General features: G+C 63.1%; 26 protein-coding genes and 1 tRNA gene. 13 read left to right on the top strand and 14 right to left on the bottom strand.

What is annotated here, in order from left to right; all coding sequences use genetic code 11:
• Window positions 1-5 precede the first annotated feature (5 nt).
• Window positions 6-482 (top strand): outer membrane lipoprotein, encoded by a 477-nt coding sequence (locus CUJ91_RS15540; protein ID WP_006051854.1) that lies wholly within the window; start codon window positions 6-8, stop codon window positions 480-482.
• Between the two features lie 259 nt (window positions 483-741).
• Here the strand turns inward: CUJ91_RS15540 and CUJ91_RS15545 are convergent, their stop codons facing one another.
• The 8 genes from CUJ91_RS15545 to CUJ91_RS15575 all read right to left on the bottom strand — a co-directional run bounded on the left by CUJ91_RS15545 (window position 742) and on the right by CUJ91_RS15575 (window position 9,223).
• Window positions 742-1,389: a histone H1-like DNA-binding protein gene (locus tag CUJ91_RS15545; RefSeq protein WP_006051852.1), complete on the bottom strand. Its 648-nt coding sequence runs from the start codon at window positions 1,387-1,389 to the stop codon at window positions 742-744.
• A gap of 30 nt (window positions 1,390-1,419) precedes the next feature.
• Window positions 1,420-1,746: a hypothetical protein gene (locus CUJ91_RS15550; RefSeq protein ID WP_006051851.1), complete on the bottom strand. Its 327-nt coding sequence runs from the start codon at window positions 1,744-1,746 to the stop codon at window positions 1,420-1,422.
• A gap of 84 nt (window positions 1,747-1,830) precedes the next feature.
• Window positions 1,831-3,063, bottom strand: coding sequence for a ribonucleotide-diphosphate reductase subunit beta (locus CUJ91_RS15555; RefSeq protein ID WP_081653099.1), 1,233 nt, complete (start codon window positions 3,061-3,063; stop codon window positions 1,831-1,833).
• 386 nt (window positions 3,064-3,449) lie between these two features.
• Window positions 3,450-3,614 carry a hypothetical protein gene (locus tag CUJ91_RS34165; RefSeq protein ID WP_161966578.1) on the bottom strand — a complete coding sequence of 55 codons (165 nt, stop codon included), beginning with the start codon at window positions 3,612-3,614 and terminating at the stop codon, window positions 3,450-3,452.
• A 165-nt stretch (window positions 3,615-3,779) separates the two neighbouring features.
• Window positions 3,780-6,794, bottom strand: a complete 3,015-nt coding sequence (locus CUJ91_RS15560) for a ribonucleoside-diphosphate reductase subunit alpha (protein ID WP_114156492.1) — start codon at window positions 6,792-6,794, stop codon at window positions 3,780-3,782.
• A gap of 570 nt (window positions 6,795-7,364) precedes the next feature.
• Complete coding sequence (gene ampD, locus CUJ91_RS15565) at window positions 7,365-7,961, bottom strand: 1,6-anhydro-N-acetylmuramyl-L-alanine amidase AmpD (RefSeq protein ID WP_114156493.1); 597 nt, start codon at window positions 7,959-7,961, stop codon at window positions 7,365-7,367.
• Entirely contained in the window at window positions 7,958-8,266 is a 309-nt protein-coding gene (locus CUJ91_RS15570) for a PP0621 family protein (protein ID WP_114156494.1), read from the bottom strand. The genes ampD and CUJ91_RS15570 overlap by 4 nt, the downstream gene beginning before the upstream one ends.
• 9 nt (window positions 8,267-8,275) lie before the next feature.
• Window positions 8,276-9,223 (bottom strand): cytochrome C assembly family protein, encoded by a 948-nt coding sequence (locus CUJ91_RS15575; RefSeq protein WP_006051845.1) that lies wholly within the window; start codon window positions 9,221-9,223, stop codon window positions 8,276-8,278.
• 80 nt (window positions 9,224-9,303) lie between these two features.
• Here CUJ91_RS15575 and ffh point away from each other — a divergent pair, with 80 nt between their 5' ends.
• Together ffh and CUJ91_RS15585 are read left to right on the top strand one after the other, a co-directional pair.
• On the top strand, window positions 9,304-10,671 hold the full coding sequence (gene ffh / locus CUJ91_RS15580) for a signal recognition particle protein (RefSeq protein ID WP_029971500.1): 1,368 nt from the start codon (window positions 9,304-9,306) through the stop codon (window positions 10,669-10,671).
• A 133-nt stretch (window positions 10,672-10,804) separates the two neighbouring features.
• Complete coding sequence (locus CUJ91_RS15585) at window positions 10,805-11,356, top strand: hypoxanthine-guanine phosphoribosyltransferase (protein ID WP_006051843.1); 552 nt, start codon at window positions 10,805-10,807, stop codon at window positions 11,354-11,356.
• An 87-nt stretch (window positions 11,357-11,443) separates the two neighbouring features.
• Here CUJ91_RS15585 and CUJ91_RS15590 read toward each other — a convergent pair whose 3' ends face one another.
• Both CUJ91_RS15590 and CUJ91_RS15595 read right to left on the bottom strand, forming a co-directional pair.
• Complete coding sequence (locus CUJ91_RS15590) at window positions 11,444-12,043, bottom strand: MarC family protein (RefSeq protein WP_006051842.1); 600 nt, start codon at window positions 12,041-12,043, stop codon at window positions 11,444-11,446.
• Between the two features lie 12 nt (window positions 12,044-12,055).
• Window positions 12,056-13,792, bottom strand: a complete 1,737-nt coding sequence (locus CUJ91_RS15595) for a proline--tRNA ligase (RefSeq protein ID WP_029971501.1) — start codon at window positions 13,790-13,792, stop codon at window positions 12,056-12,058.
• Between the two features lie 297 nt (window positions 13,793-14,089).
• Here CUJ91_RS15595 and CUJ91_RS15600 point away from each other — a divergent pair, with 297 nt between their 5' ends.
• Together CUJ91_RS15600 and CUJ91_RS15605 are read left to right on the top strand one after the other, a co-directional pair.
• Window positions 14,090-14,830 (top strand): RNA pyrophosphohydrolase, encoded by a 741-nt coding sequence (locus CUJ91_RS15600; protein WP_006051840.1) that lies wholly within the window; start codon window positions 14,090-14,092, stop codon window positions 14,828-14,830.
• A gap of 83 nt (window positions 14,831-14,913) precedes the next feature.
• Window positions 14,914-15,471, top strand: a complete 558-nt coding sequence (locus tag CUJ91_RS15605; protein WP_006051839.1) for a CNP1-like family protein — start codon at window positions 14,914-14,916, stop codon at window positions 15,469-15,471.
• A 115-nt stretch (window positions 15,472-15,586) separates the two neighbouring features.
• On the opposite strand, the gene proB is transcribed toward CUJ91_RS15605, so the two are convergent.
• The 4 genes from proB to rplU form a co-directional block, all read right to left on the bottom strand.
• Window positions 15,587-16,705: a glutamate 5-kinase gene (gene proB, locus CUJ91_RS15610; protein ID WP_114156495.1), complete on the bottom strand. Its 1,119-nt coding sequence runs from the start codon at window positions 16,703-16,705 to the stop codon at window positions 15,587-15,589.
• Window positions 16,706-16,771: 66 nt separating this feature from the next.
• Window positions 16,772-17,893 (bottom strand): Obg family GTPase CgtA, encoded by a 1,122-nt coding sequence (gene cgtA, locus CUJ91_RS15615; protein ID WP_114156496.1) that lies wholly within the window; start codon window positions 17,891-17,893, stop codon window positions 16,772-16,774.
• A 228-nt stretch (window positions 17,894-18,121) separates the two neighbouring features.
• Window positions 18,122-18,385, bottom strand: coding sequence for a 50S ribosomal protein L27 (gene rpmA, locus CUJ91_RS15620; protein WP_006051836.1), 264 nt, complete (start codon window positions 18,383-18,385; stop codon window positions 18,122-18,124).
• A gap of 25 nt (window positions 18,386-18,410) precedes the next feature.
• Entirely contained in the window at window positions 18,411-18,722 is a 312-nt protein-coding gene (gene rplU, locus CUJ91_RS15625) for a 50S ribosomal protein L21 (protein ID WP_006051835.1), read from the bottom strand.
• A gap of 249 nt (window positions 18,723-18,971) precedes the next feature.
• Between rplU and CUJ91_RS15630 the strand changes: the two genes are divergently transcribed.
• The 8 genes from CUJ91_RS15630 (at window position 18,972) to zapD (ending at window position 26,928) form a co-directional block, all read left to right on the top strand.
• A complete protein-coding gene (locus CUJ91_RS15630) occupies window positions 18,972-19,964 on the top strand; it encodes a polyprenyl synthetase family protein (protein ID WP_006051834.1) in 993 nt (330 codons plus the stop codon).
• 48 nt (window positions 19,965-20,012) lie between these two features.
• Window positions 20,013-20,089: transfer RNA gene (locus CUJ91_RS15635), tRNA-Pro, on the top strand.
• A gap of 204 nt (window positions 20,090-20,293) precedes the next feature.
• On the top strand, window positions 20,294-21,589 hold the full coding sequence (locus CUJ91_RS15640; protein WP_029971503.1) for an HlyC/CorC family transporter: 1,296 nt from the start codon (window positions 20,294-20,296) through the stop codon (window positions 21,587-21,589).
• A gap of 202 nt (window positions 21,590-21,791) precedes the next feature.
• Window positions 21,792-23,084, top strand: coding sequence for a GspE/PulE family protein (locus CUJ91_RS15645; RefSeq protein WP_114156497.1), 1,293 nt, complete (start codon window positions 21,792-21,794; stop codon window positions 23,082-23,084).
• Window positions 23,081-24,310, top strand: coding sequence for a type II secretion system F family protein (locus CUJ91_RS15650; RefSeq protein ID WP_114156498.1), 1,230 nt, complete (start codon window positions 23,081-23,083; stop codon window positions 24,308-24,310). Before CUJ91_RS15645 ends, CUJ91_RS15650 begins: the two co-directional genes overlap by 4 nt.
• A gap of 27 nt (window positions 24,311-24,337) precedes the next feature.
• Window positions 24,338-25,291: a prepilin peptidase gene (locus CUJ91_RS15655; protein ID WP_114156499.1), complete on the top strand. Its 954-nt coding sequence runs from the start codon at window positions 24,338-24,340 to the stop codon at window positions 25,289-25,291.
• 3 nt (window positions 25,292-25,294) lie between these two features.
• On the top strand, window positions 25,295-25,897 hold the full coding sequence (gene coaE / locus CUJ91_RS15660; protein ID WP_114156500.1) for a dephospho-CoA kinase: 603 nt from the start codon (window positions 25,295-25,297) through the stop codon (window positions 25,895-25,897).
• Between the two features lie 275 nt (window positions 25,898-26,172).
• The gene (zapD, locus tag CUJ91_RS15665; protein ID WP_006051828.1) at window positions 26,173-26,928 is read left to right on the top strand and encodes a cell division protein ZapD; all 756 of its coding nucleotides are present in this window, start codon (window positions 26,173-26,175) and stop codon (window positions 26,926-26,928) included.
• Window positions 26,929-26,996 lie beyond the last annotated feature (68 nt).

Consider the following 26,996-nt stretch of genomic DNA (forward strand, 5'->3'; position numbering starts at 1 on the left):
AGGGAATGAGAACAACGAGTCGCCTGATAGTGGCCGCCTTGATCGCCGGTTCGCTGGCCATGTCGGGGTGTGCGTATAACAGCAGTTCCGCCGACGTCTACACCGCGTCGCAGGCGCAGCGCGAGGAAACGGTCCGCATGGGCATGGTCGACAGCGTGCGCGCCGTCAAGATCAGCTCGAACAACGGTCAGCCGAGCGGCCTCGGTGCGATCGGCGGCGGCGCGCTCGGCGCGGTGGCCGGCAGCACTATCGGCGGCGGCACGGGCTCGATCGTCACCGGCATTATTGGCGGTCTGGCGGGTGCGGTGGCGGGCAACTCGGTCGAGAACCGGGTGGCCGTGCGCGACGGTCTGGAAATTACCGTGCGGCTCGATAACGGCGACATTCGCGCGATCACGCAAAGCTCAACCGGCGAGATTTTCCGCGCCGGCGACCGCGTCCGGCTGCTTTCCAGCGGCGGCGTCACGCGCGTCACGCACTAAGCTTTCCCCTCTCGAGCGGCCAGCTTCATGCGGCCGCATCGACCTCACACGCATGCCCTCCCCTGTGCATGCGTTTTTTTTCGCCTGCGCATTCGTGCTGCTTCCGTTTGTATCGACTCGTACGGACGAAAAAAATCCCGTCGCCGAAACCGGCAACGGGATCCTGACCGAGTAGCGCTCGCGAGACTGCGTGAAGCGCTACTCGATCATCGACACATCATGCGATGCGTCGAAGTACTGCTACCGCTGAACAGCCCGATTACGGACGGCTGCCCGTCGGGAACGGCCATGCTGCTGCCGGGTTCAGCGCGGTCTTCACCGTTGCTGCCGGTGCGCTCGAAACGGAAGTCGCAGCGGGTGCAGGTGCAGCCTTCTTGGCAACAGCCTTCTTCGCAGGCGCGGCCTTCTTCGCGGGAGCAGCAGCGGCCTTCTTCGCAGGAGCAGCCTTCTTGGCAGGCGCAGCCTTTTTAGCAGCAGCCTTCTTCGCAGGCGCAGCCTTCTTGGCAGCAGCCTTCTTGGCAGGCGCGGCTTTCTTCGCAGCAGCCTTCTTCGCAGGCGCGGCCTTCTTCGCAGCGGCCTTCTTGGCCGGCGCTGCCTTCTTCGCAGTCGCCTTCTTGGCCGGTGCAGCCTTCTTCGCTGCAGCCTTCTTCGCCGGCGCTGCCTTCTTCGCTGCTACCTTCTTGGCCGGTGCTGCTTTCTTCGCTGCGGTCTTCTTGGCCGGCGCAGCCTTCTTCGCTGCTACCTTCTTCGCCGGCGCTGCCTTCTTCGCCGCTACTTTCTTAGCCGGAGCAGCCTTCTTCGCTGCTACCTTCTTGGCCGGTGCGGCCTTCTTCGCCGGAGCTGCCTTCTTTGCTGCGACCTTCTTTGCTGCAGGCTTCTTAGCGGCGGCTTTCTTTGCAGTTGCCATCATTTTCTCCTTCAGGTTTTCAGATGAGAGTCAGTTCAAACTACACCCTTCGTCAAAACCCGCTTCCCGCGGACGCTTCTCAGGGCGCGCGCTACGAAGCGGGCTATTCATCGGCGTACGCAGGTGCCGCGCGCTTACGCTAATGAATGCGGTAAGGCGCGCCGTGCCGCAAGGCACCGCGCGCCAAATGTCATCGGCGTTGGAAATCAACGCCGGCAATTGCTTGATCGAGCCGACGGCGATACCGCCGACGGCTTTTTCCGGGGGGAAGTTTGCCCATCCCACTGAAGGGTTCGCAAAGTGCCGGTCATGTTTGTGGGCCGCGAAGGCACGCGGCGCACGAGGCACGCTTTGCATCAGGCGGTTCAGCTCCTAAACATAATCGCCGCAGCCGAAGCCACGGCATCCCCATCGATGAATACATCGCGGTACGAACCCGGATCACTCCCAAGTCAGCGCGCCGCCAGTCTGATATTCGATCACACGCGTCTCGAAGAAGTTGCGCTCCTTCTTCAGGTCGATCATCTCGCTCATCCACGGGAACGGGTTTTCCTCGTTCGGGTACAGCGGATCGAGACCGATCTGCTGGCAACGGCGGTTGCAGATGAAGCGCAGATAGCTCTTGAACATCGACGCATTGAGGCCGAGCACCCCGCGCGGCATCGTGTCTTCTGCGTAACGATATTCGAGCTCGACCGCTTGCTGGAAGATCTCGCGGATTTCCGCGCGGAACTCAGCCGTCCAGAGTTGCGGGTTTTCGAGTTTGATCTGGTTGATCAGGTCGATGCCGAAGTTGCAGTGCATCGACTCGTCGCGCAGGATGTACTGATACTGCTCCGCGGCGCCGGTCATCTTGTTCTGGCGGCCGAGCGCCAGGATTTGCGTAAAGCCGACGTAGAAGAAGAGGCCTTCCATCACACAGGCGAACACGATCAGCGAGCGAAGCAGAGTCTGGTCTGTCTCGAGCGTGCCGGTCTTGAAGCCCGGATCGGTCAGCACATTGATGTACGGAATCAGGAACTCGTCTTTCGCGCGGATCGAGGGAACCTCGTGATACGCGTTGAAGATCTCGCCTTCGTCCAGACCCAGCGATTCGACGATGTACTGGTATGCGTGCGTGTGGATCGCCTCTTCGAACGCCTGGCGCAGCAGGAACTGGCGGCATTCGGGCGCCGTGATATGGCGGTAGGTGCCCAGCACGATATTGTTGGCGGCGAGGGAATCGGCCGTCACGAAGAAGCCCAGGTTGCGCTTGACGACGCGGCGCTCGTCTTCGGTCAGACCGTTCGGGTCTTTCCAGAGGGCGATGTCGCGCGACATGTTCACTTCTTGTGGCATCCAGTGGTTGGCGCAACCAGCCAGATACTTTTCCCAGGCCCACTTGTATTTGAACGGCACCAACTGATTGACGTCGGTCTGGCCGTTGATGATGCGCTTGTCGGCGACATTCACCCGCGCTTCGGAAACGGCAGCCGTTCCAGCAGCACGAGCAACGTTAGCAGCGGGAGCGACAGCGATGTCGTTCGCGAAGATGTCTGAAGCCGAGGGAGCATGAGGAGCGGAACGCGTTTCGACTTGCGAACCGACAGCCGATCCCGCAGCGTTGCGCAACACGTTCTGTTGCGTAGCGCTCGAGGGAGTTACGGCAGTGATCTCGTCATCCCAGTTGAGCATAAATGTCACCATCAATTTAGAACGGTTTGTACCATCTTTTCACGAGCGATAAAAGAGTCCGCTTGCGAAAAATCCTGTTTTCGATTCGCGTTGCTACGTTCATACAACACTTTGTTCAACAGACTGTGAACGTTGCCTTGAGTGATGCGACTTCAAGCTGTGTCGTCGAGGTGCTTCGCGAGCTCGAAGAGCAACGTGTCCGAGCGACGTTTCGCTGCTCTATCTATCTGTATTGCGGAGTGCGGTTGCTGTGTACTGCACTTCGATGCGCACTTCGATGCGCGTTGCGGGTTCGTCCGCGTTAGCGAGATGAAGTTCAATGCGATGTCGCGCGATGCATGTGGCCAGTTGCGTTGTTCGCTGCGTCGTTTCATCGCTGCATCATTTCATCGCTGCGTCGCTGCGTTGATTGAAGCGTTGGTGAAGCGGCGATTGAAGCGGCGGGTCTTGCAGTCGGTGTCGTCTTGCGCGCTTCGTGACATGCCGACTCGTTGCTTCTCTACTTCACTTTGCAACGGTGCGACGATGAGCGGTGCGGCCTTCGACTTCATCCACGTTGCTTGCCGCGCCGCTCGTCGGCTTATCTCTGCTTCATCTCTATCAGGTTCGTCGATCGCTGCATGCGGGTCATTACCTAGAACGCTTCAGCAAACAACGAACCTGCTTACTCGTACTACTTGCTGCGACTGCCTGCTTCTACTGCTCGCTCTTGCCGCTTACTGGCAAGCCTCGCACTCGTCGAAGCCAGGATCGCCCGGACGCATCATGCACACCGGACCGTCCGCTTCGGGCGCTGCTTCCACTGCAACTGCCGGCGCTGCCGCTGTCGCCGCCGCTGCCTGGAAACCGCCGACACCCGCACCGCCGCTCACGCCGAAGCCACCGGCCGCGCCGCCGCCGACACCACCGGCACCGCCCGCACCTTCGCCGCCGCCCGAGCTCACTGCGTTCAACGCGCCGTGAGCGACCGTCGACTTCTCGACGTGCGTGGCCGCCATCGTGCGCAGGTAGTACGTCGTCTTCAGACCGCGCACCCATGCGAGCTTGTAGATCTCGTCGAGCTTCTTACCCGATGCGCCACCCATGTAGATGTTCAGCGACTGCGCCTGGTCGATCCACTTCTGACGACGCGACGCCGCTTCGACCAGCCACTTCGGATCGACTTCGAACGCGGTCGCGTAGATCGCGCGGAGGTCCGCCGGAATGCGGTCGATGCGCGAGAGCGTGCCGTCGAAGTACTTCAGGTCGGCGACCATCACTTCGTCCCACAGACCGCGTGCCTTCAGGTCGCGCACCAGGTAGTCGTTGACCACCGTGAATTCGCCCGACAGGTTCGACTTCACATACAGATTCTGGAACGTCGGCTCGATGCAGGCCGACACGCCGATGATGTTCGAGATGGTCGCGGTCGGCGCGATCGCGATGCAGTTCGAGTTGCGCATCCCGTAGGTGGCGATGCGCTGACGCAGTTCGGTCCAGTCCATCGACTCGCTCGAATCGACTTCGACATAGCCGCCGCGCGCGTCGGCCAGCAGCTTGACCGAGTCTTGCGGAAGAATGCCGCGATCCCACAGCGAGCCGCGATAGCTCGAGTAACGGCCGCGCTCCTGCGCCAGTTCCGTCGACGCGTAGTAAGCGTAGTAGCAGACCGCTTCCATCGACGTGTCGGCGAACTTCACCGCTTCTTCCGACGCGTACGGCGTGCGCAGCAGATGCAGGCAGTCCTGGAAGCCCATGATGCCCATGCCGACCGGACGGTGCTTCAGGTTCGAGTTACGCGCCTTGGCGACTGCGTAGTAGTTGATGTCGATTACGTTGTCGAGCATGCGCATCGCGACGCTGACGGTGCGCTTGAGCTTGTCGTGGTCGAGCACGAGCGTGCCGTCGGCCTGTTCCTTCAGATGCGCGACGAGGTTCACCGAGCCCAGGTTGCAGACGGCGATTTCAGCGTCGCTCGTGTTCAGCGTGATTTCGGTGCACAGGTTCGACGAGTGGACGACGCCGACGTGCTGTTGCGGCGAGCGCACATTGCACGGGTCCTTGAACGTGATCCACGGATGGCCGGTTTCGAACAGCATGCCGAGCATCTTGCGCCACAGTTGCGCCGCCGGAACCTTCTTGAAGAGCTTGATCTCGCCGCGCGCGACCTTGTCTTCGTAAGCCGTGTAAGCCGCTTCGAACTCGGCGCCGAACTTGTCGTGCAGATCCGGGCAGGTGGACGGCGAGAACAGCGTCCAGTCGCCGCCTTCCATCACGCGCTTCATGAACAGGTCGGGAATCCAGTTCGCCGTGTTCATGTCGTGCGTGCGGCGACGGTCGTCGCCGGTGTTCTTGCGCAGCTCCAGGAATTCTTCGATGTCGAGGTGCCACGTTTCCAGGTACGCGCACACTGCGCCCTTGCGCTTGCCGCCCTGGTTCACGGCGACGGCCGTATCGTTGACGACCTTCAGGAACGGCACGACGCCTTGCGACTTGCCATTGGTGCCCTTGATGTGCGAGCCAAGCGCACGCACACGCGTCCAGTCGTTGCCGAGACCGCCGGCGAACTTCGAGAGCAGCGCGTTTTCCTTCAGCGCTTCGTAGATACCGTCGAGGTCGTCGTCGACCGTCGTCAGGTAGCACGACGACAGTTGTGAGCGGCGCGTGCCCGAGTTGAACAGCGTCGGCGTGGACGACATGAAGTCGAAGCTCGACAGCACGTTGTAGAACTCGATCGCGCGCGCTTCACGGTCGATCTCGTTCAGCGACAGGCCCATTGCGACACGCATAAAGAATGCCTGGGGCATTTCGATACGCACGCCGTCGTGATGCAGGAAGTAGCGGTCGTACAGCGTTTGCAGACCGAGGTAGCCGAACTGCAGGTCGCGGTTGTTATCGAGCGCGGCGCCCAGACGCTTCAGGTCGAACTGCAGCAGCTTGTCGTCGAGCAGCTCGGCTTGCACGCCGCGCTTGATGAACTGCGGGAAGTACTCGGCGTAACGCTCGCCCATTTCGGCTTGCGTGACTTCTTCTTCGAGAATCTCGCGGCGGATCGTGTGCAGCAGAATGCGCGCGGTGACCTGGCTGTAAGCCGGGTCCTTTTCGATCATCGTGCGAGCGGCCAGGATCGCCGAGTCGTAGACCTGGCTCATCGGCACGCCGTCGTACAGATTCTTGACCGTTTCAGCGACGATCGGCTCGGCGCTCACGGCGTCGCCCAGGTTCGCGCAAGCGGACTCGATGATGCCGCGCAGCGCAGCCATGTCGAGCGGACGCGACACGCCGTTGTCGGTAACGGTGAGGCCCGGCGTGCTGCCGGCCACCTGTTCGTCGTGACCGCGCGCCTGGGTGCGCTTCTCGCGATACAGCACGTAAGCACGCGCGACGTTGTGCTCGCCGCCGCGCATCAGCGCGAGTTCGACCTGATCCTGAATGTCTTCGATATGGAACGTGCCGCCGTTCGGACGGCTGCGCACCAGCGCGCGCACCACGTTCTGCGTGAGTTGCTCGACCAGTTCGCGCACGCGTGCGGATGCCGCGCCCTGACCACCGTTGACAGCGAGGAATGCCTTCGTCACGGCGATGGCGATCTTCGACGGCTCGAACGACACCACGCTGCCGTTGCGGCGGATCACCTTATAGTCGGCGTACGTCGCTTGCGGCGCGAGCGCCTGGGCGCCTTGTGCCTGGCCGAAAGCCTGGCCAGTCGGTGATCCCTCATACCGGGTCGTCGCGTTGTCGGTGGTTTGCATGTGCAAAGCTCCTGGTCCTGGAAATGTTGCGGCGAGTGCCGCGGATTAAAACGAACGCTGCGCCGCGTGCGCGAGCGATGGGGTGCAGGAAAGAGGCCGGCCTCGGCGGCTGACGGAATGCGACTGCGATGAAGCCTGATTCGAATTCGTAACGGTCTTCGTCGTAGTTCTCGCGATCACTCTCAGCCCCTTTCCTGATGCTTATGGTTGCCGCCGGTTGGTTCGCGCTTGCCCCGCGCTCTACCCGCTCTTACCTTTCACCGGCCGCCCTGCAGGAATTCTTTTTCGCTGCCTGGAATGCTTGCGGCGCCATGCTCGGAGAGCGGGGCGCCGCAGACTTGTGCACTATGTTATGCACTTGGTTATTCACACAGTTATACACAGGACACACAACATCTAGTGCGTAACTGAATTTGTGGCACCAAGTATAGTGGACTTTCAAGACAGATCAAATCGTTTTATTTGTTCGAAACGTATTGACTTTTGGCTCGCGCGACGCGAAGCCGGCTCCCCGGAGAGCGAGGCTGCGCCTCGTTCTCCTCGCATCACGCGAGCTCGCGCGAAGGGCCGTTACCGCGTTTTGGAAAACTTGAGATAGGGGAAATACCGATCCGCGAGCGAGGTGTCGCGTTGCAGGCGCGCCCACTCGAAGTGGGGGCCCGGATCCGTCTTGCGGCCGGGCGCAATGTCGGAGTGTCCGGCGAGGGCTTCGATCGGATAACGTGCCGCGAGCGCTGTCACGAGCGCGCTCAACGTGCGGTATTGAGCCGCCTCGAAAGCAGTCGTGTCGCTGCCTTCGAGTTCGATGCCGATGGAGAAATCATTGCAACGCTCGCGGCCGAAAAAATTCGACGGTCCCGCGTGCCACGCGCGCTCGTTGCATGACACGAACTGTTCGAGCGCGCCGTCGCGATGAATCACGAAATGCGCCGACACGCGCACGCCGCGCAGATGCGCGTCGTAATACGGGTGAGCGTCGCAATCGAGTGTATTGAGGAAGAGTTCGGCGATAGCCGTGCCGCCGAATTCATTGGGCGGCAAGCTGATGTTGTGCACCACGATCAGCGTGGGCACCGCGCCTTGTGGCCGCGCCTCGAAGTTCGGCGACGGCAGTTTGCGTGCTTGCGCGGCCCAACCGTCTGCGTCGACGGTGAACTCGACGCTCATCGGGCGTCGCGGCCCGTGGGTCGCGTGCCGTGCCGCTGCGCGTGCGCGGCGCTGCAGAACACCTGGCCCGCCACGACCACCGAGTCGCTCTTCGGCGCATGCACGCCGCACTCGACACAACGGATCATCGGCTCCGCGAGTTGCGGCGCCTCGGGCTGACGCGCGGCGCCGTTGCCGTTATTGGCAGCGCCGCGCCCGCCGCCTGCGCCGGTACGTTGCGCGGTGTGCGCGTCATGGCGGCGCAGCGCCTTCACGAGCCACTGCCCGACGATGAACAACACGATCAGCAAAAAGATTTGTCGCATGGGACACGCTCACACTACAGCTCGGTGCAACAGCACCTCGAAAACAAAACGGCTGCCGACGTACGCCAGCAGCAACGCGACGAACGACGCCAGCACCCAGCGCAATGCGGCACGGCCGCGCCAGCCGGACACCTTGCGCGCCGTCAGGAGCGCGCCGAACATCACCCACGAAAGAATCGCGAACACGGTCTTGTGATCGAGCCGCAGCGCGCGGTCGACCAGTTGCTCGCTGAACAGAATGCCCGACACGAGCGTCAGCGTGAGCAGCACGAAGCCCGCGCCGATCAGACGGAACAGCAGCTTCTCGAGCGTGAGCAACGGCGGCAGCGTATCGAGCCAACTGGAGAGCCAGCCGTTGCCCGCTGCGGCCACATGCCGCTGCGCGACGCCGCCGCGCATCGCATGAAGACGCCGCTCGACGAGCAGCATCAGGACGGCGTGCAGCGCCGCGATCGCGAACAGGCCATACGCGATGTTGGCAATCAGGAAGTGCAGCTTGAACATGGGCGCGGCCGAATACGGCAGCACGCGCACGCCGTTGAAGGCGAGCGGCAACAGCGACGCGACGCAGGCGAGCGGCAAGACCAGCAGACGCAGCCCGTCGAGTGGAAAGAAAAAGCTCTCTATCCAGTAGATGCCGGCGCCGAGCCAGAACATCGCGGAGAGCGCGAAGGCGAAGCCGAACACCATCGCGTTCTGCGGGAAGATCGTGGTGTGCAGCAGCACGCCGTGCGCGAGCAGCGCGACGAACAGCAGCGCGCGGCCCGATGAGCTCATGCCCGACGCCGCGGCCCCGGCGAACCCGGAACGCGCGTCGGCCGCGGTTGCCGCGCCGGCCGGCATGGGCGCGACGCTCTCCAGCATGGAGCGCGATCCGGCGTGCCGGTGCGAGCGCCAGCCCGCTACGGCGAGTCCGCCGTACAGGAGCGCGGTGAGGGCATACAGTACAATATCCATATTCGAAGTTTACACTAGGCCCCCGCCCCGCGACGTCTTCCGCTTCGCGCCCGCCCGGGCCGCACTGTTCATCGCTCCCCATGCTCGACAATCTGACTCAACGGATGGCGCGCGTCGTCAAGACGCTGCGCGGCGAAGCCCGGCTCACCGAGGCGAACACCCAGGAAATGCTGCGCGAAGTGCGCCTTGCGCTGCTCGAGGCGGACGTGGCGCTGCCCGTCGTGCGCGAGTTCATCGCGAAGGTGAAAGAGAAGGCGCTCGGCGAGGAAGTCATCAGCAGTCTGTCGCCGGGTCAGGCGCTCGTCGGCGTCGTGCAGCGCGAGTTGACCGCGGTGATCGGCGGCGATTACGAAGGCAAGGCCTCGGAGCTGAACCTGGCCGTCACGCCGCCGGCCGTCATCCTGATGGCGGGTTTGCAGGGCGCGGGTAAGACGACCACGGTCGGCAAGCTCGCCAAGCTGCTGCGCGAGAAGTACAAGAAGAAAGTGCTGACCGTTTCGTGCGACGTCTATCGCCCTGCTGCTATCGCGCAGTTGAAGACGGTGACCGAGCAGGTCGGCGCGGATTTCTTCCCGTCGGAACCGGATCAGAAGCCGGTGGACATCGCGCGTGCGGCGGTGGATTGGGCCAAGCGTCATTATCACGACGTGCTCATCGTCGACACGGCCGGCCGTCTCGGTATCGACGAAGCGATGATGCAGGAAATCACCGCGCTGCATACCACGCTGAAGCCGGCGGAAACGCTGTTCGTCGTCGATGCGATGCTCGGTCAGGACGCGGTCAACACGGCCAAAGCGTTTAGCGATGCACTGCCGCTCACCGGCGTCGTGCTGACCAAGCTCGACGGCGACTCGCGCGGCGGCGCGGCACTCTCCGTGCGCCATGTCACGGGCAAGCCGATCAAGTTCGTCGGCGTCGCGGAAAAGCTCGACGGCCTCGAAGTGTTTTATCCGGATCGCATGGCGAACCGGATTCTCGGCATGGGCGACATTCTCGCGCTCGTCGAAGAAGCGCAGAAGGGCGTCGACGTTCAGGCCGCGCAAAAACTCGCCGACAAGGTGAAGAAAGGCGGCGACTTCGACCTGAACGATTTCCGCGCGCAGCTCACGCAAATGAAGGGCATGGGCGGGCTGTCGTCGCTGATGGACAAGCTGCCCGCGCAATTTCAGCAGGCCGCCGCCGGCGCCGACATGAGCCAGGCTGAAAAACAGATGCGCCGCATGGAAGGCATCATCAACTCGATGACGCCGCTCGAGCGCGCCAAGCCGGATCTCATCAAGGCCACGCGCAAGCGCCGCATCGCCGCGGGCGCGGGCGTGCAGGTGCAGGAAGTCAACCGCATGCTGAACCAGTACGACCAGATGCGCACGATGATGAAAAAGCTGAAGGGCGGCAACATGCAAAAGATGATGCGCGGCATGAAGGGCATGTTGCCCGGCATGCGCTAAGCTTTAGCAAAGCGGCGGCACGCGTGTCGTGCGGGTTTGCATTGCGCCCGCCGATAGCCGCCGCCTCGGAAGAGGAATTGGTTGAGAGCATTCCCGCTCACACTATGTATACAGTCACCGCCCGTCAGACGTCATGAACCGCGAAGAAGCTCTCCACATTTTTAGCCACTCCGAAGAAATCGTTTCGGCCGACGACGTGAACGCGTCGATCAGCGGCATGGCTGCCGCCATCCGCGCCGAAATAAGCGAGGACTTCCCGCTCGTGCTTTCGGTGATGGGCGGCGCCGCGGTGTTCACCGGCATGCTGTTGCCGCACCTCGACTTTCCGCTCGAGTTCGACTACATCCACCTGACCCGCTATCGCAACACCACCAAAGGCGGCAACGAGATGCAGTGGCGCGTGGCGCCGGCCGAGTCGGTGAAGGATCGCGTGGTGCTGGTGCTCGACGACATTCTCGACGAAGGCGAGACCATGGCCGCGATTCGCGACCGCATTCTCGCGATGGGCGCGAAGCGCTTCCTGAGCGCGGTGCTGTGCGAGAAGATCATTCCGAAGGCCAAGCCGCTGCGCCCGGACTACTGCGGCTTCGAAGTGCCGGACCGCTATGTGTTCGGCTGCGGCATGGACGCGAAAGGCTACTGGCGCAACCTGCCGACCATTCGCGCGCTGACCGAAGGCGCGTGAGTTCTTCATCTGTCTTGCGCTGGAACGAAAAAGCGGCCTACCTGGGCCGCTTTTTTCATTGCGCAGCGATAAGGCGCGCCGCCGGCTTCAGAGTTGATGCACGAAGGCGCGGATACCGCCGAGCATCATCTCGACGGAAATCGCCACCAGCACGAGTCCCATCAGACGCTCGAATGCCATCATGGTTCGCTCGCCGAGCCATGCCTGAATGCGCTCGGCCAGCATTAGCACCACAGCGCAAACGATCATGGTGACGGTCAGCGCGCCGATCCATTCGAACATCTTGCCGGGCGCCTGCGACGTCAACAGCATCACCGTTGCGAGCGCCGACGGTCCGGCCAGCGCCGGAATGGCGAGCGGCACGATCAACGGCTCGCCGCCGCGCGCGTCGCCGCCGAACGGGCCGTCCGGATGCGGGAACACCATGCGCAGCGCAATCAGAAACAGCACGATGCCGCCGCCGATTCGCAACGACTGGTCCGTGAGACTCATCATCCGCAAGAACGCGTCGCCCAGCACCATGAACAGCAGCAGGATCGCAAACGCAATCGCGACCTCACGCAGAATCACAGCGGTGCGCCGCTTCGGCGACACACCGCGCAGACAACTGATGAAGAGCGGAATGTTGCCGAGCGGATCGGTGATGAGAATCAGCAGGACGGTCGCGGACAGGAAGGTGTACTCCACCGTCCGCTCCGCTTAGCGCGCGAGCGCCGCGCGCACCTTCGCGATCACCGTTTGCGCGGCTTCGTCGACCGGCAGCAGGGTCGCCTCGGCGTCGCGGCGGCCCTGATATTCGAGCTTGCCTTCCTTCAGGCCGCGGTCGCCGATCACGAGACGATGCGGCACGCCGATCAGCTCCCAGTCGGCGAACATCACGCCGGGGCGTTCGCCGCGGTCGTCCAGAATCACGTCGATGCCTGCCTCCACCAGTTCCGCGTACAGCTTGTCGGCCTGCTCGCGCACGGCTTCGCTGCGGTCATAGCCCATCGGGCACAGGACGACTTCGAACGGCGCGATCGATTCCGGCCAGATGATGCCCTTGTCGTCGAAATTCTGTTCGATCGCGGCGCCCAGAATACGCGTGATGCCGACGCCGTAGCAGCCCATTTCCATCGGCTGCGGCTTGCCGTTTTCGTCGAGGCAGGTCGCGTTCATCGCTTCGGAATATTTGGTGCCGAGCTGGAACACATGGCCGACCTCGATGCCGCGGCAAATGTCGAGCACGCCCTTGCCGTCCGGCGACGGATCGCCCTTCTTGACGTCGCGAATGTCCGCGACGACCGGCTCCGGCAAATCGCGGCCCCAGTTGACGCCGGTGGTGTGGAAGTCCACCTCGTTCGAGCCGACCACGAAGTCGCTCATGTTCGCGACCGTGCGGTCCGCCACGACCTTCACCGGCTTCTTCGTGTTGAGCGGGCCGAGATAGCCCGGCGGCGTGCCGAAGGTCTCGATGATCTCAGCCTCGGTCGCCATGCGGAAGTCAGCGAGGCCCGGCAAGTTGTTTGCCTTGATCTCGTTCAGATCGTGATCGCCGCGCAGCATCAGCAGCCAGATGGTCGGCTCGGCGCCTTCGTTTTCGGTCGCGAGCACGATCGACTTGATGGTGCGTTCGAGCGGAATGTTCAGATACTCGGCGACGGCCTCGCACTTTGCCTTGCCCGGCGTGGGCGTCTTCTTCAGCTCCTCGGTGGGAGCGGCGCGTTGCGCGTACAGCGGCAATGCTTCGGCCGCTTCGACATTCGCGGCGAAGTCGGAAGTCGGGCAATAGGCGATTGCGTCCTCACCCGTTTCGGCGATCACGTGAAACTCATGCGAGCCGCTGCCGCCGATCGAACCGTTGTCCGCCGCGACCGCGCGGAAGTCGAGACCGAGGCGCGTGAAAATGCGCACGTACGCGTCGTACATCTTGCGATACGACTCGCGCAGACCCGCCGCGTCCTTGTCGAACGAGTACGCGTCTTTCATGATGAACTCGCGGCCGCGCATCACGCCGAAACGCGGACGGATTTCGTCGCGGAACTTGGTCTGGATCTGATAGAAGTTGACCGGCAACTGACGGTAGCTCTTGATCTGGCCACGCGCGATGTCCGTCACCACTTCTTCATGCGTCGGTCCGATGACGAAATCGGACTGCTTGCGGTCCTTGAAGCGGAGCAATTCGGGGCCGTATTTTTCCCAGCGGCCCGACTCCTGCCACAACTCGGCCGGCTGCACGGCCGGCATCAGCAATTCGATAGCGCCCGCCCGGTTCATTTCCTCGCGCACGATGGCTTCCACCTTGCGGATCGAGCGCAGGCCGATCGGCAGGTAGTTATAGATGCCGCCGGCGACGCGGCGGATCATGCCGGCGCGCACCATGAGCTTGTGGCTGACGATCTCGGCGTCTGCCGGAGCTTCTTTCAGGGTGCCGATAAAGAAACGGGAAGCTTTCATTCAGATTTTCCAAAAGCGGCGGCTCCGGAGGGACCGCCCGAAAGGGTGAAACGGGAAATCGACACGGCTGCGGCGCCAGAACCCGCGGTGTGCTGCACTGCGCCGCACCGACGCCAAAGCGCCGACGACGCCGCCGCGCAAAGCCTTCTGCACAAGGGATGACGCGCGGGAAGCTTGACAGGCTACCGCAAATGCAGGCCTTTTGCGGCGAATCGTTCCATTCTGGTGCGAATCGGTGCGTCAGGGCCGTTATCTGTTTATAATCAAAGCAATTTTAAAGGATTCGAAGGTGGTTGTATGCTGGATCGTGAAGGCTTTCGCCCGAACGTCGGCATCATCCTCTTGAACGCGCACAACGAGGTGTTTTGGGGCAAACGGCTCCGTGAACATTCCTGGCAGTTTCCGCAAGGGGGCATCAAGTACGGAGAGACCCCCGTGCAAGCGATGTATCGGGAGTTACACGAAGAAACCGGGCTGCTTCCTGAGCACGTCAAGGTGATTGGTCGCACGCGCGACTGGTTGCGTTACGAGGTGCCTGACAAGTTCATCAAGCGTGAGGTACGCGGTCATTACCGCGGCCAGAAACAAATCTGGTTTTTGCTCCGAATGGTGGGGCGCGATTGCGACATCTGCTTGCGCGCCACCGACCACCCGGAGTTCGATGCCTGGCGTTGGAACGAATATTGGGTGCCGCTCGACTGTGTGATCGAGTTCAAGCGGGATGTGTATCAGTTGGCGCTGACGGAGCTGTCCCGTTTCATGCGCCGGACTGTGCCGCGTGCGGAAAAACCCGGCGCTCATCATGGGCCGCGCTATCCACGGATAGCGTCGTCAATGGAAAGTCCGCCGGATTCCACGGTAATGACGGTGACAACGGTCACGTCCGTCAGAATCGAAACTTCGGTTCGCACAACAAGCGCGTCCGACTGCGGTGAAAATGCCGCGTCAACGGACGAGGCCAGCGCCGCGTCGGAGCTTGAAGAAGACGCAGCTCGCGAGGCTGCCGTTTCGTTGCTTCGCCAAGGCGTGCGTAGTTGATCGTTCTGCGCGGCTTTCCGTGCCGCTATGCGGGCGCGGCCCCCGGACCCGGGAGCCGCGCCCGTTTTTTGAGGAAAACCATATTGAAAGCTCTCGCTCTCGTCGTGGCGTGCGTCGCCACCGGCGCCCTTCTGGCTGGCTGTTCGAGTGCCGGCAAACCCACCAATAAGGATGACAGCGCGTTTACCTATCTGCTCGACCGGCCTACCAATTGGGTCGAAAACAAGGTCGAGACGTTGCCGCCGCTGCCGCAGGACTCCAGCCTCCTTCCGTTCGAAGTGTCGGGCAATACGCCGCTGCATTTCGCGATAGATCCGACGTCGCTCACGGTGGGTTCCGACGGCGTGGTGCGCTACACGGTGGTGGTCACGAGCCCGAGCGGCGCGCGCAATGTGAACTACGAGGGCATTCGCTGCGACACCTACGAATGGCGTCTGTATGCCGGTCTGAACGCCGATCACGACGGCTGGGACAGAACCGTTGCCAACGACTTCACGCGCATCGAGAACGGCGCGCTGAACGCTTATCACGCGGCGCTGTATCAGGATTATCTGTGCGCGAACAAGCTGCCGACAGGCAGCGCCAAGTCGATTATCGAGAACATCCGCTATAAGCGCACGGCGACGTCTTTGATTCATTGAACCGTTGACGATGCAGTAGGCAAAAAAGCCGTTCCAGTGGTGACTGGAACGGCTTTTTTAATTGCCGCCTGATGTCTCTTTGCCGGCCGCTGGCCACTGGCCGCTGATTACCCGCTCAAACCAGCACCAGGTTGTCCCGATGAATCAGCTCCGGTTCGAGCATATAGCCGAGCACCGATTCGATCTCGCCGCTCGGACGCCGCTGAATCAGCTTGGTTTCGGCACTGCTGTAATTGGTGAGGCCGCGCGCCACCTCCCGGCCGGCTGCGTTCAGGCAAGCGATCACCTCGCCCCGCGCAAACGCACCCTGCACGCCGACAATGCCGATGGGCAGCAGGCTCTTGCCGCCCGCGGTCACCTTCTCGACGGCGCCGTCGTCGATCACGACGTGGCCGCGCACCTGCAGGTGATCGGCCATCCACTGCTTGCGTGCTGCCATGCGCGCGGTGCGTGCGATCAGTTGCGTGCCGATCGCTTCACCCGAGGCGAGCCGCGACAGCACGTCGGCTTCCCGGCCGCTGGCTATCACCGTGTTCGCTCCGCTGTGAGCGGCGCGCTTGGCGGCGAGAATCTTGGTCAGCATGCCGCCTCGGCCGAGGCTCGAACCCGCGCCGCCGGCCATCGCTTCGAGATCGGGCGCGCCGGCATCCGCCTGCTGAACCAGCGTCGCGGTCGGATCTTTCCGCGGATCGGCGGTGAAAAGCCCTTGCTGATCGGTGAGGATGATGAGTGCGTCGCCCTCGATGAGGTTCGCGACGAGCGCGCCGAGCGTGTCGTTGTCGCCGAACTTGATTTCGTCGGTGACGACCGTGTCGTTCTCGTTGATGATCGGCACCACGCCGAGCCGCAACAGCGTCAGCAGCGTGGAGCGCGCATTCAGATAGCGCTCGCGGTCCGCGAGGTCCGCATGCGTCAGCAGGATTTGCGCGGTCTGAATGGAATGCTCGGCGAAGCGGCTTTCGTAGACCTGGGCAAGGCCCATTTGACCGACGGCGGCGGCCGCCTGCAATTCGTCGATTTCGCGCGGCCGCTTGGTCCAGCCGAGCCGCTGCATGCCTTCCGCGATCGCGCCGGAGCTCACCAGCACGACTTCCTTACCTTGAGCGCGCAACGCGGCGATCTGCGCAGCCCAGCGGCCGATCGCAGCATGATCGAGGCCCCGGCCGTCGTTCGTGACGAGGCTCGAGCCGACTTTCACTACCAATCGCCGTGAATCTGCGATGACGGAACGCATTGTGCGTGGTCTCCCAAGATGACGCCTGACGCGCACCGGTCCCCGAAGGGCCGGCGCTCCCGTTGTTTATTCCTGCGGATCGCCGCTGGATTCGCTGGCGGCGGCCGGCGCTTCGGGCTTGTCGCGAAAGCGCACGTCGGCGGCGAGATCTTCGGCCTCAGCCGCGCGCTGAGCTTCCGAATGCGCGGCGATGTAGTCGAACACCGCGTAGCAAAGGCTCTCGCAACCCTGACCGGTCAGCGCCGAGATTTCGAACACCGGACCGTCCCAGCCGAAGCCTTCGAGGAACGCCGACACGCGCGCTTCGCGCTCATCCTCGGGCACCATGTCGAGCTTGTTGAGCACCAGCCAGCGCGGCTTCTGATACAGCTGCTCGTCGTACTTGCGCAGTTCGTTGACGATCGCCCTGGCTTCCGCGACCGGGTCGACGGATTCGTCGAACGGCGCGATGTCGACGATATGCAGCAGCAGACCTGTGCGCTGCAAGTGCCGCAGGAACTGGTGACCGAGCCCCGCGCCTTCAGCCGCGCCTTCGATCAGGCCCGGAATGTCCGCGATCACGAAGCTGCGGCTCGGCCCGACGCGCACCACGCCGAGATTAGGCGCGAGCGTGGTGAACGGATAGTCGGCAATCTTCGGCTTCGCGTTCGATACCGAAGAAATGAACGTCGACTTGCCCGCGTTCGGCATGCCGAGCAGACCGACGTCGGCCAGCACTTTGAGTTCGAGGCGCACCATGCGGCGCTCGCCCGGCTTGCCGTCCGTTTTCTGGCGCGGCGCGCGGTTCGTGCTGGACTTGAAGTGCAGGTTGCCCAAACCGCCGGCACCGCCCTCCGCAATCTTCACGCTCTGATTGTGCTCGGTCAGATCGGCGATCAGTTCGCCGGTTTCCATGTCGGTAATCGTGGTGCCGACCGGCATGCGCAGCGTGATGTCGTCGCCGCCCTTGCCGTAGCAGTCCGCGCCACGGCCGTTTTCGCCGTTGCGCGCCATATGTTTTTTCGCGTAGCGATAGTCGATCAGCGTGTTGATGTTGCGGTCTGCTACCGCAATCACGCTGCCGCCCCGCCCGCCGTCGCCGCCATCGGGGCCGCCGAACGGAACGAACTTCTCGCGGCGCATCGACGCGCTGCCATCCCCTCCGTCGCCGGCGATGACTTCAATCCTCGCTTCGTCAATGAACTTCATGCGTAACTCCGTCCCGTGGTGTACAGCCAGATGGTGCTGCCAAATTTGTTGTTGCCGGATACTGCCTGATACAGCTATTTTGCCGCGCCCGCCGCGCGTTGATCAATCGACCGAACGGCATAGGACGACGTCAGAATTCGCGGCGGCAACAGCCGCTACCGCAATAAAAAAAGCCCCGCTAACTTCGCGGGGCCTTTTTCCGGTCCTGAAGCCCGTGCCTGAGCAAGCTCAGACTGCTGCCGGGATCACGTTGACCATGTGCTTCTTCGCGGCGCCTTTCGTCGAAAACTTGACGTGGCCGTCCGTCAGCGCGAACAAGGTGTGATCCTTGCCGATACCGACGTTCTCGCCAGCGTGCATGCGCGTGCCACGTTGACGAACGATGATGCCGCCAGCGTTGATAGCCTGACCGCCGTACACTTTCACGCCAAGTCGCTTCGACTCGGAGTCGCGGCCGTTCCGGGACGATCCGCCTGCCTTTTTGTGTGCCATTTGATTTGCTCCTTAACCGGTGCGCTTACGCGTTGATCGCGTCGATGCGCAGTTCGGTATAGTTCTGGCGGTGGCCGCCATGCTTCTGGTAGTGCTTCCGGCGACGCATCTTGAAGATGGTCACTTTCTTGTGACGACCTTGCGACACGACGGTAGCCTTGACGGAAGCCCCACTGACCAGCGGCGCACCGAACTTAATCGATTCGCCTTCGCCCACTGCGAGAACCTGGTCGAGCGTGATTTCAGCGTCAATGTCTGCCGGTATCTGTTCTACTTTAAGTTTTTCGCCGACGGCAACTTTATACTGCTTGCCACCGGTTTTTATGACCGCGTACATTGAGAACCTCACTCTGTGTTCATTTTTTCCACGCACCGCGCGCGGAAACCCGTGATTATACATAGAGTTAGCTGCTCGGTCAAAACTCATTGAGAGCCGCCGCGTGCCGTCCGGGTGACGCGCGGCCCGCCGCCGTGCGCCGCTCCACGCTGCTCTGTGCGCTGCCGTAAGGCGCGGCGCACGGCAGTCCGCGACCCGGAAGCACCGCGATTCGCCTTATAATTCGCGGCACTACCCAATTCAGCCATCATGTCGTCGACTGCCACCCCCTCCTCCAACGCCGCCAGCCTGCTCGCTCCGATAGCCGAAGACATGCAGCAGGTGAATCGCGTCATCCGGCACCGTCTTGCGTCCGAGGTGATGCTGATCAATCAGATCTCCGAGTACATCATCAGTGCCGGAGGCAAGCGGCTGCGGCCCGCGCTGCTGCTGCTGGTGGCCGGCGCGCTCGGAGAAACCACGGGGCATCGGCATGAACTGGCGGCGGTCGTGGAATTCATCCACACCGCGACGCTGCTGCATGACGACGTGGTCGACGAATCCGATCTGCGGCGCGGCCGCCAGACGGCCAACGCGCTCTTCGGCAACGCGGCGAGCGTGCTCGTCGGCGATTTTCTGTATTCGCGCTCGTTCCAGATGATGGTCGGGGTAGGCAAGATGCGCGTGATGGAGATCCTGGCCGAGGCGACCAACATCATCTCGGAAGGCGAGGTGCTGCAACTGCTGAACATGCACGACGCCGACGTGGACGAAGCCCGCTACATGCAGGTGATCCGTTACAAAACGGCGAAGCTGTTCGAGGCCGCCGCGCAACTCGGCGCGGTGCTGGCCGGCGCAGACGCGCGCATCGAAGCGGCCGCGGCGGAATTCGGCCGGCGCATCGGCACGGCCTTCCAGATCATGGACGACTGGCTCGACTACACGGGCACGGCCGAGTCCATGGGTAAAAATGCCGGCGACGATTTGCGCGAAGGCAAGCCCACGCTGCCGCTGATCTATCTGATCGAGCGCGGCACGCCCGAGCAATCGGCGCTTGCCCGCGAGGCCATCGAACAAGGCGGCACCGACCGTTTCGAAACGATTTTCGAAGCCATCACGCGTTCAGGCGCGCTCGACCACACGCTCGAATGCGCGAAGCAGGAGGCGCAAGCAGCCGCCGCCGCAATTTCTTCGTTCCCGGATTCCATTTACAAAGAAAGCCTGCTAGAATTATGTTCTTACTCGACGGCGAGACAGTCTTAAACGAGACGGAAACGCCGGTTTAGTCTGAATCGAGTTCGCAGTACTTTTCGGGGTGTAGCTTAGCCTGGTAGAGCGCTACGTTCGGGACGTAGAGGCCGGAGGTTCGAATCCTCTCACCCCGACCAGATTTGCCTTGTTAGTTCAAGGCTCGAAAAACCGCCCAGCTTGCTCGGCGGTTTTTTGTTTTTGCGGCGCATCTTCGTTAGAGCCCGCATGCCGCGGCCATGTCGAGCGCAAAGGCCCTGTTTTCAGGGCGGCGCCGCGCACGGCTTCGGCAGCCCCCTCTGCTATATTCTCTCCATCCTTTCCCCCTCTATCCTTCGCGACGCGTGGAACAACTTCCCTTATGGGCGCAGATTGGCGCCGTCTTCCTGCTGCTTGTCTGCTCGAGCTTCTTCTCGATTTCCGAAACGGCAATGATGGCGCTCAACCGCCATCGGCTGAAGCATCTCGCTAGCAAAAACGCGCTCGGCGCGAAGACCACGCAGGGTCTGCTCGCGCATACCGATCAACTGCTGAGCGTCGTGCTGATCGGCAACAATCTGTTCAACACGATCATCCCGGTTCTGACGACTTCGATCGCATTGCACACGTTCGGGCGCAACAACCTCGTACTGTCGATCGCGACCGGCATCGTCGCCTTCCTGATCATCGTCTTTGCCGAGATCACGCCGAAGATCGTCGGCGCGACCTTCCCCGAGAAAATCGCGCTGCCCGCCAGTCTGCTGATTGCGCCGATGATGCGCGTCGCCAGACCGCTCGTGTGGTTCGTCAACCTTTTCGCCACCGGCATCTTGCGGGTGCTGCACATCAACACAAAAGGCGCGCGCGACCAGCGCCTGTCCACCGAGGAATTGCGCACCATCGTGCTCGAGTCCGGCAGCTTCATGCCGACCAAGCACCGCAGCATTCTGCTTAACCTGTTCGACCTCGAAAACATTTCCGTGGACGACGTGATGATCCCGCGCCGCCGCATCGAGGCGCTCGACTTCGACGCGCCGTTCGAACAGATCCTGCATCAGCTCGAAACCTGCTATCACAACAAGCTGATCGTCTATCAGGGCGACATCGACCGCGTGCTCGGCGTGCTGCACGTTCGCAAGACGCTCGCGGCTCTGCATAACCAGGAACTGGAGCGCGAGACGCTGCGCGAACTGCTCACCGAGCCTTACTTCGTGCCGACCGGCACGCCCGTGTTCCAGCAGTTGCAGTATTTCCAGGAGAGCCGCCACCGCATTGCGCTCGTCGTCAACGAATACGGCGAACTGCAAGGGCTCGTCACGCCGGAAGACATCATCGAGGAACTGATCGGCGAATTCACTACCTCGATCCCGCGTGGCGCCAGTTCACGCGGCGGCTGGAACGAGCATGGCGAATGCATCGTCGCGGGCAGCATGCCGCTGCGAGAGCTCAACCGCTGGCTGCAACTCACGCTGCCTACTGACGGCCCAAAAACGCTCAATGGCCTGATCCTCGAAATTCTCGAGGACATTCCCGACGGCGACGTGTGCGTGCAGATCCGCGACGTCAAACTCGAAGTCATGCGCAGCGACGACCAGGCGATCCGCACCGTCAAGCTGTTCAAACCGCCGGCGCGCGCAAAGGGCAAGGCACTGCTCGGTTAGCGGATTGCGCGGGCGATCGCATGCTGCAAAAGCACCCCGGTCGCCTCGCATGCGGACCAACCGCTCGCCTCCCCGCCTGCACACACAGCATCGCACAAGGTCCGAGCGCGCACCATTAGCCGAATGGCCGAGTGTCATTCAGACGCGCCTTGCCGGAAACTGGAGCCGTCGTGTTCTACAGGCGGCGCATCGCCGGCTCCTCATGCAAGCTTCTTTTCAACCCGCCGCATCGCTGCGGCCGTTGCCCACCGACGGCGCAAACGCGTCGCGCAACAAGCCCAACCCGCTCACCGGCGACTCAGGCGCGGCCACGCTCAACGATCCAGACAACGCCCCCGCCGTGCGTCTCTTGACCGACACGCTACGCGAAGCGACGCGCCGCAACGCGTCGGATCTGCACATCGAGCCGGCTGAAAGCGGCTGGCGCGTGCGCCTGCGTATCGACGGCGTGCTGCACGAAATTTCCCCGCCTCCGGCTCATCTGCGAGACGCGTTCATCACGCGTGTGAAGGTGCTTGCGCGCATGGACATCGCCGAGCGGCGCGTGCCGCAGGACGGCCGGCTGCGTATCGCCACGTCGCCCGGACGGCTCGAGGACTACCGTGTCAACTCGCTGCCCACGCTGTTCGGCGAAAAGCTCGTGTTGCGCAGGCTCGACGCGCTACCGGCGGACCTTTCGCTGGACTTGCTCGGGCTCGACGCGCAGCAGCGCGATGCCGTCGATGCGGCAATTCGCGCGCCGCACGGTCTCGTGCTCGTCACGGGACCGACAGGCAGCGGCAAGACGCTGTCCTTGTACTGCTTTCTGAACCTGCTCAATAGCGAGGCGCGCAATCTCTGTTCCGTCGAAGATCCGGCCGAAATCCAGCTAGCCGGCATCAATCAGGTCAGCGTGCGCGAGAAAGCTGGGCTGACTTTCGCGGTCGCGTTGCGGGCGTTTTTGCGCCAGGACCCGGACGTGATCATGGTCGGCGAAATACGCGACGAAGAGACCGCCGACGTCGCCGTAAAAGCCGCGCAAACCGGCCACCTGGTGCTGTCCACATTGCACACGAACGACGCGCCGGCCGCCGTCGCGCGCCTGATCGACATCGGCGTCGCACCGTACAACCTGGCCGCCGCGCTGCGCATGGTGACCGCGCAGCGGCTCGTGCGGCGCCTGTGCGCGGCGTGCCGGGCGCCCGCGCCACATTCGGCCGCTGCCCTACGTGCCGCCGGTTTCGCCGACGATCAGCTCGGCGACTGGCAGCCGTATGCGGCCACAGGCTGCGCCGCTTGCCACGGCATCGGCTATCGGGGCCGCGTCGGCGTCCATCAGGTCATGCCGGTGTCCGATGCCATGCGCGATCTGATCGTCGCGCGTGCCGGCAGCCATGAACTCGCGCGGCAGGCGCACAGCGAACGGGTCGGCACGCTGCGCGCCGCCGCGTTGGCCTTGGTGCGCGACGGCACCACGAGCCTCGCCGAAGCGCTTGCCGCAACGGAGCTGGCGTGAGCACACCGATAACGCGCCGTCCTGCATCGACCGATACGCGCTTCCGATGGCGCGGCGTCAATGCCGACGGCAGCCGCAAAACCGGCGTGCTCATCGCACCCGACGCAGCCACTGCCCGGACGCTTCTGAAGCGCGAGAATGTCTTCCTGGCCGACCTGAAGACGGAAGGACCGGCGCCGCGCCCAAAAGCGAATGCCGCCGAAGTCACGCTGTTCACACGCCAGCTTTCCAGTCTGCTGCGCGCCGGCTTGCCGCTCGCGCCCGCGCTCGATCTGCTGGCTCAGCCGCAAAACTCACGCCGTGCGGGCATGCCGCGCATCGTCGGCGCACTGGCACGCGACATCACCGCGGGTCTGCGTTTTTCCGCTGCGTTGCACGAGCACCCAGCGCAGTTCAACGCACTGTATTGCCAACTGGTGCAGGTGGGCGAAGCGGCAGGCGCCTTGCCCGCCGTTCTCGCGAGAATCGCCGACGACCGCGAACGCGCCGCAGCGCAACGCGCAAAAGTGCGCGCCGCGTTGACGTATCCGGTCGCGATTCTGCTGCTTGCTCTCGTAATCACGGCTGCGTTGCTCGTTTGGGTCGTGCCGACCTTCAAACAGATCTTCGACGGCTTCGGCGCCCGGTTGCCCGCGCCCACGCAATTCGTATTGGCGCTGTCGTCCGGCGTCGCGACATGGAGCGTGCCCGCGATCGCAGTCATCGTTGCGGCATGTTCGGCGCTGACGTTTCACCTGCGACGTTCGGAAGCGGCGCGCATCCGCTTCGCGCGCCTGTCGTTGAAAATGCCAATCGCCGGCGCGCTGCTCGCGACGCTTTGTGCCGCGCGCTGGAGCCGTGCGCTCGGCACCTTGCTCTCCGCCGGCACGCCGCTCGCCGATGCGTTCGACTCGCTCACGCACGCCACCGGCAATGCATTTTTCGATCGCGCGACCGTCGACATCGCGGTGAGGCTGCGGCGCGGCGAACGGCTTGCCGCGGCCATGCGCGCGGCGCGCTGCTTTCCGCCCGAGGTCGTGCAGCCGATCGCGGTTGCCGAGGAGTCCGGAGCAATCGACACAATGCTGCTCGACGTGGCGTCGCTGGCCGATCGTCAGGTCGACGAAAAAATCGGCACGCTGTCGAGCCTGTGCGAACCGCTCGTCATCATTGTGCTGGGGGCGCTCGTCGGCGGCCTCGTCATCGCGATGTATCTTCCCATTATTCAACTCGGCAACGTGGTGTAGCATCGCAGCCGAATCCATTGTTTATCCATGCAGGCAGCTCATTCACTCGTGCCAGACACCTCATCCAGCCTGCTTTCGGGCCCGCTTTCAAGCCTGCTGCCGGCGCATTTCGCGGCCGGCTCCGGCCAGGCATTCGGCAGCCTGCCCATTGCATTGCAGTTCGCTTTTGCAATCGTGTTCGGTCTCGTGATCGGCAGCTTTCTGAACGTGGTCGTGCATAGAGTGCCCATCATGCTCGAGCGGGCGTGGCGTATCGAAGTGAGCGAAGCGACGGACGAAGCTCTCGAAGAAGACGGCCTGCCGGCGCGCTATAACCTGTGGGTGCCGCGTAGCGCCTGCCCTCACTGCGGGCACGTGCTGCGCGCGTGGGAGAACGTGCCGGTGCTGAGCTACCTGCTGTTGCGCGGCCGCTGCTCGGCATGCAAGGCGCGCGTGAGCCTGCGTTATCCGCTGCTCGAGCTTGCCAGCGCGGCGCTCGCGGCGCTCGCGCTCGCGCTGTTCGGCCCGACGCTCGCCGCGCTTGCCGCATTCGGGCTGTGTGCGGCGCTGCTGGCAATGAGCGCGATCGACATGGACACGCATCTGCTGCCGGACTCCATGACGTTGCCGCTGCTGTGGGCGGGCATCATCGTCAATTTCAACGGTATGTTCGCGACGCTGCACGATGCGGTGCTGGGCGCGATCTTCGGCTACCTCGTGCTGTGGGCCGTGCATTGGCTGTTCCGGCTGGTGCGAGGTATCGACGGCATGGGTTACGGCGACTTCAAGCTGCTCGCCGCGCTCGGCGCGTGGCTCGGCTGGGCCGCGCTGCCGCAGATCGTGCTGGTGGCCGCCGTGGCGGGCGCGGTCGTGGGCCTCGCGGCCACCTGGCGCGGCCGCATGCGCTTCGAAGAACCGCTGCCTTTCGGTCCGTTTCTGGCAGCGGGCGGCGCACTCACGCTGTTCCTCGGCACACCGCTTTATCTGGCTCTCGGAGGCTGAAGCATGTTCGTGGTGGGACTGACTGGCGGCATCGGCAGCGGCAAATCGACGGTGGCCGATCTCTTCGCGGCGCACGGCGTGCCGCTCGTCGACACCGATGTGATCGCGCATCGCATCACCGCGCCGCAAGGCATGGCGATGCCGCAGATCGCCGCGGAGTTCGGCAATGCATTCGTCGCCGCCGATGGCTCGCTCGACCGCGCGCGCATGCGCGCACTCGTCTTCAGCGACGATGCAGCGCGCAAGCGCCTCGAGGACATCACGCACCCTTTGATTCGCGCCGAGACCGAACGCGAACAACGCGAGGCGAAGGGGCCGTATGTGATCGTCGTGGTCCCGCTGCTCGTCGAGTCGGGAAGCTGGAAAAACCGCGTGAATCGCGTGCTCGCCGTGGACTGCAGCGTGGAGACGCAAATCTCGCGCGTGATGAGCCGCAACGGTTTCAGCCGCGATCAGGTGCTTGCGATCATCGCGCGCCAGGCAACGCGCGAAGCGCGCCTCGCCGCCGCCGACGACGTGATCGTGAACGACAACGCGCCGCTTGCCGCGTTGGCGGCGCAAGTCGACGCGCAGCATCGCGCGTACCTTGCGCTCGTGGGAGCGTAAGCGGCACAGAAGTCAGCGGCGCAGCGCGAGCGTCTGCACACATGCCGCGGGCATCTCGCTTTGACGACAAAACCGCGCGCCGATGCCTGACGTCAGCCGTTGGCGCGAATCGTTGAACTTCGGCACAGTCTGCATGCCGAAGCAGTTGAAAACCGCCGAAAACGCGCAGAAAAGTTTGCACAGACGCGCACAAAAAGCGCGCGATTGCTAGGGTAGTCCCACGGCATTAGAATGTCCTGCATTCCCGTCACCGACCACGCCCGAGGCGAGCCCGCTTGATCCTTTACGAGTACCCCTTCAACGAGCGAATCCGGACGCTATTGCGCCTCGAAGATCTGTTCGAGCGCTTCACGTTCTTTCTGACGCAGCAAGACGCCAGGGAACATCACGTCGCACTGACTACGCTGTTCGAAATCTCCGAGGTAGCGGGTCGCGCGGATCTCAAGTCGGATCTGATGAAGGAACTCGAGCGGCAGCGGCAAACGCTCGCGCCGTTTCGCGGCAATCCGGGAATCGAGCAGAGCGCGCTTGAAGCCGTGCTCGGCGAAATCGAGCAGACCTTGGCGGGGCTTTCGCAGATGCAGGGCAAGACCGGCCAGCATCTTGCAGAGAACGAATGGCTTGCGAGCATCCGCAGCCGCGCGATCATTCCGGGCGGCACCTGCAAGTTCGATCTGCCGTCGTACTATGCGTGGCAGCAGCTTCATCCGGATCAGCGCCGTCAGGACATCGCGAAATGGGTCATGCCGCTGCTGCCGCTGCGCGACGCCGCCACGATCGTGCTGAGGCTTGCACGCGAGTCCGGCCAGGCGTCGAAGGTCATGGCGATGGCGGGCAGCTATCAGCAAATGCTGTCGGGCCGCTCGTATCAGTTGATGCAGGTACGCGTGGCGCCCGAATTGCGTGTGATTCCCGAGGCCAGCGCGAACAAGTACATGCTGTGGGTGCGCTTCACGGTGCAGGACGGCGACTTGCGTCCGCGCGCGGTGGACGTCGACGTGCCCTTCCAGCTCACGCTTTGCAGCCTGTAAGCCCCGTCCGTTCCGACTGTCGGACAGATTCGGATACACAGATACATACAGCAGGCGCCTGCAGCCGG

This window comes from Paraburkholderia graminis, from assembly GCF_003330785.1.
GTDB lineage: Bacteria > Pseudomonadota > Gammaproteobacteria > Burkholderiales > Burkholderiaceae > Paraburkholderia > Paraburkholderia graminis.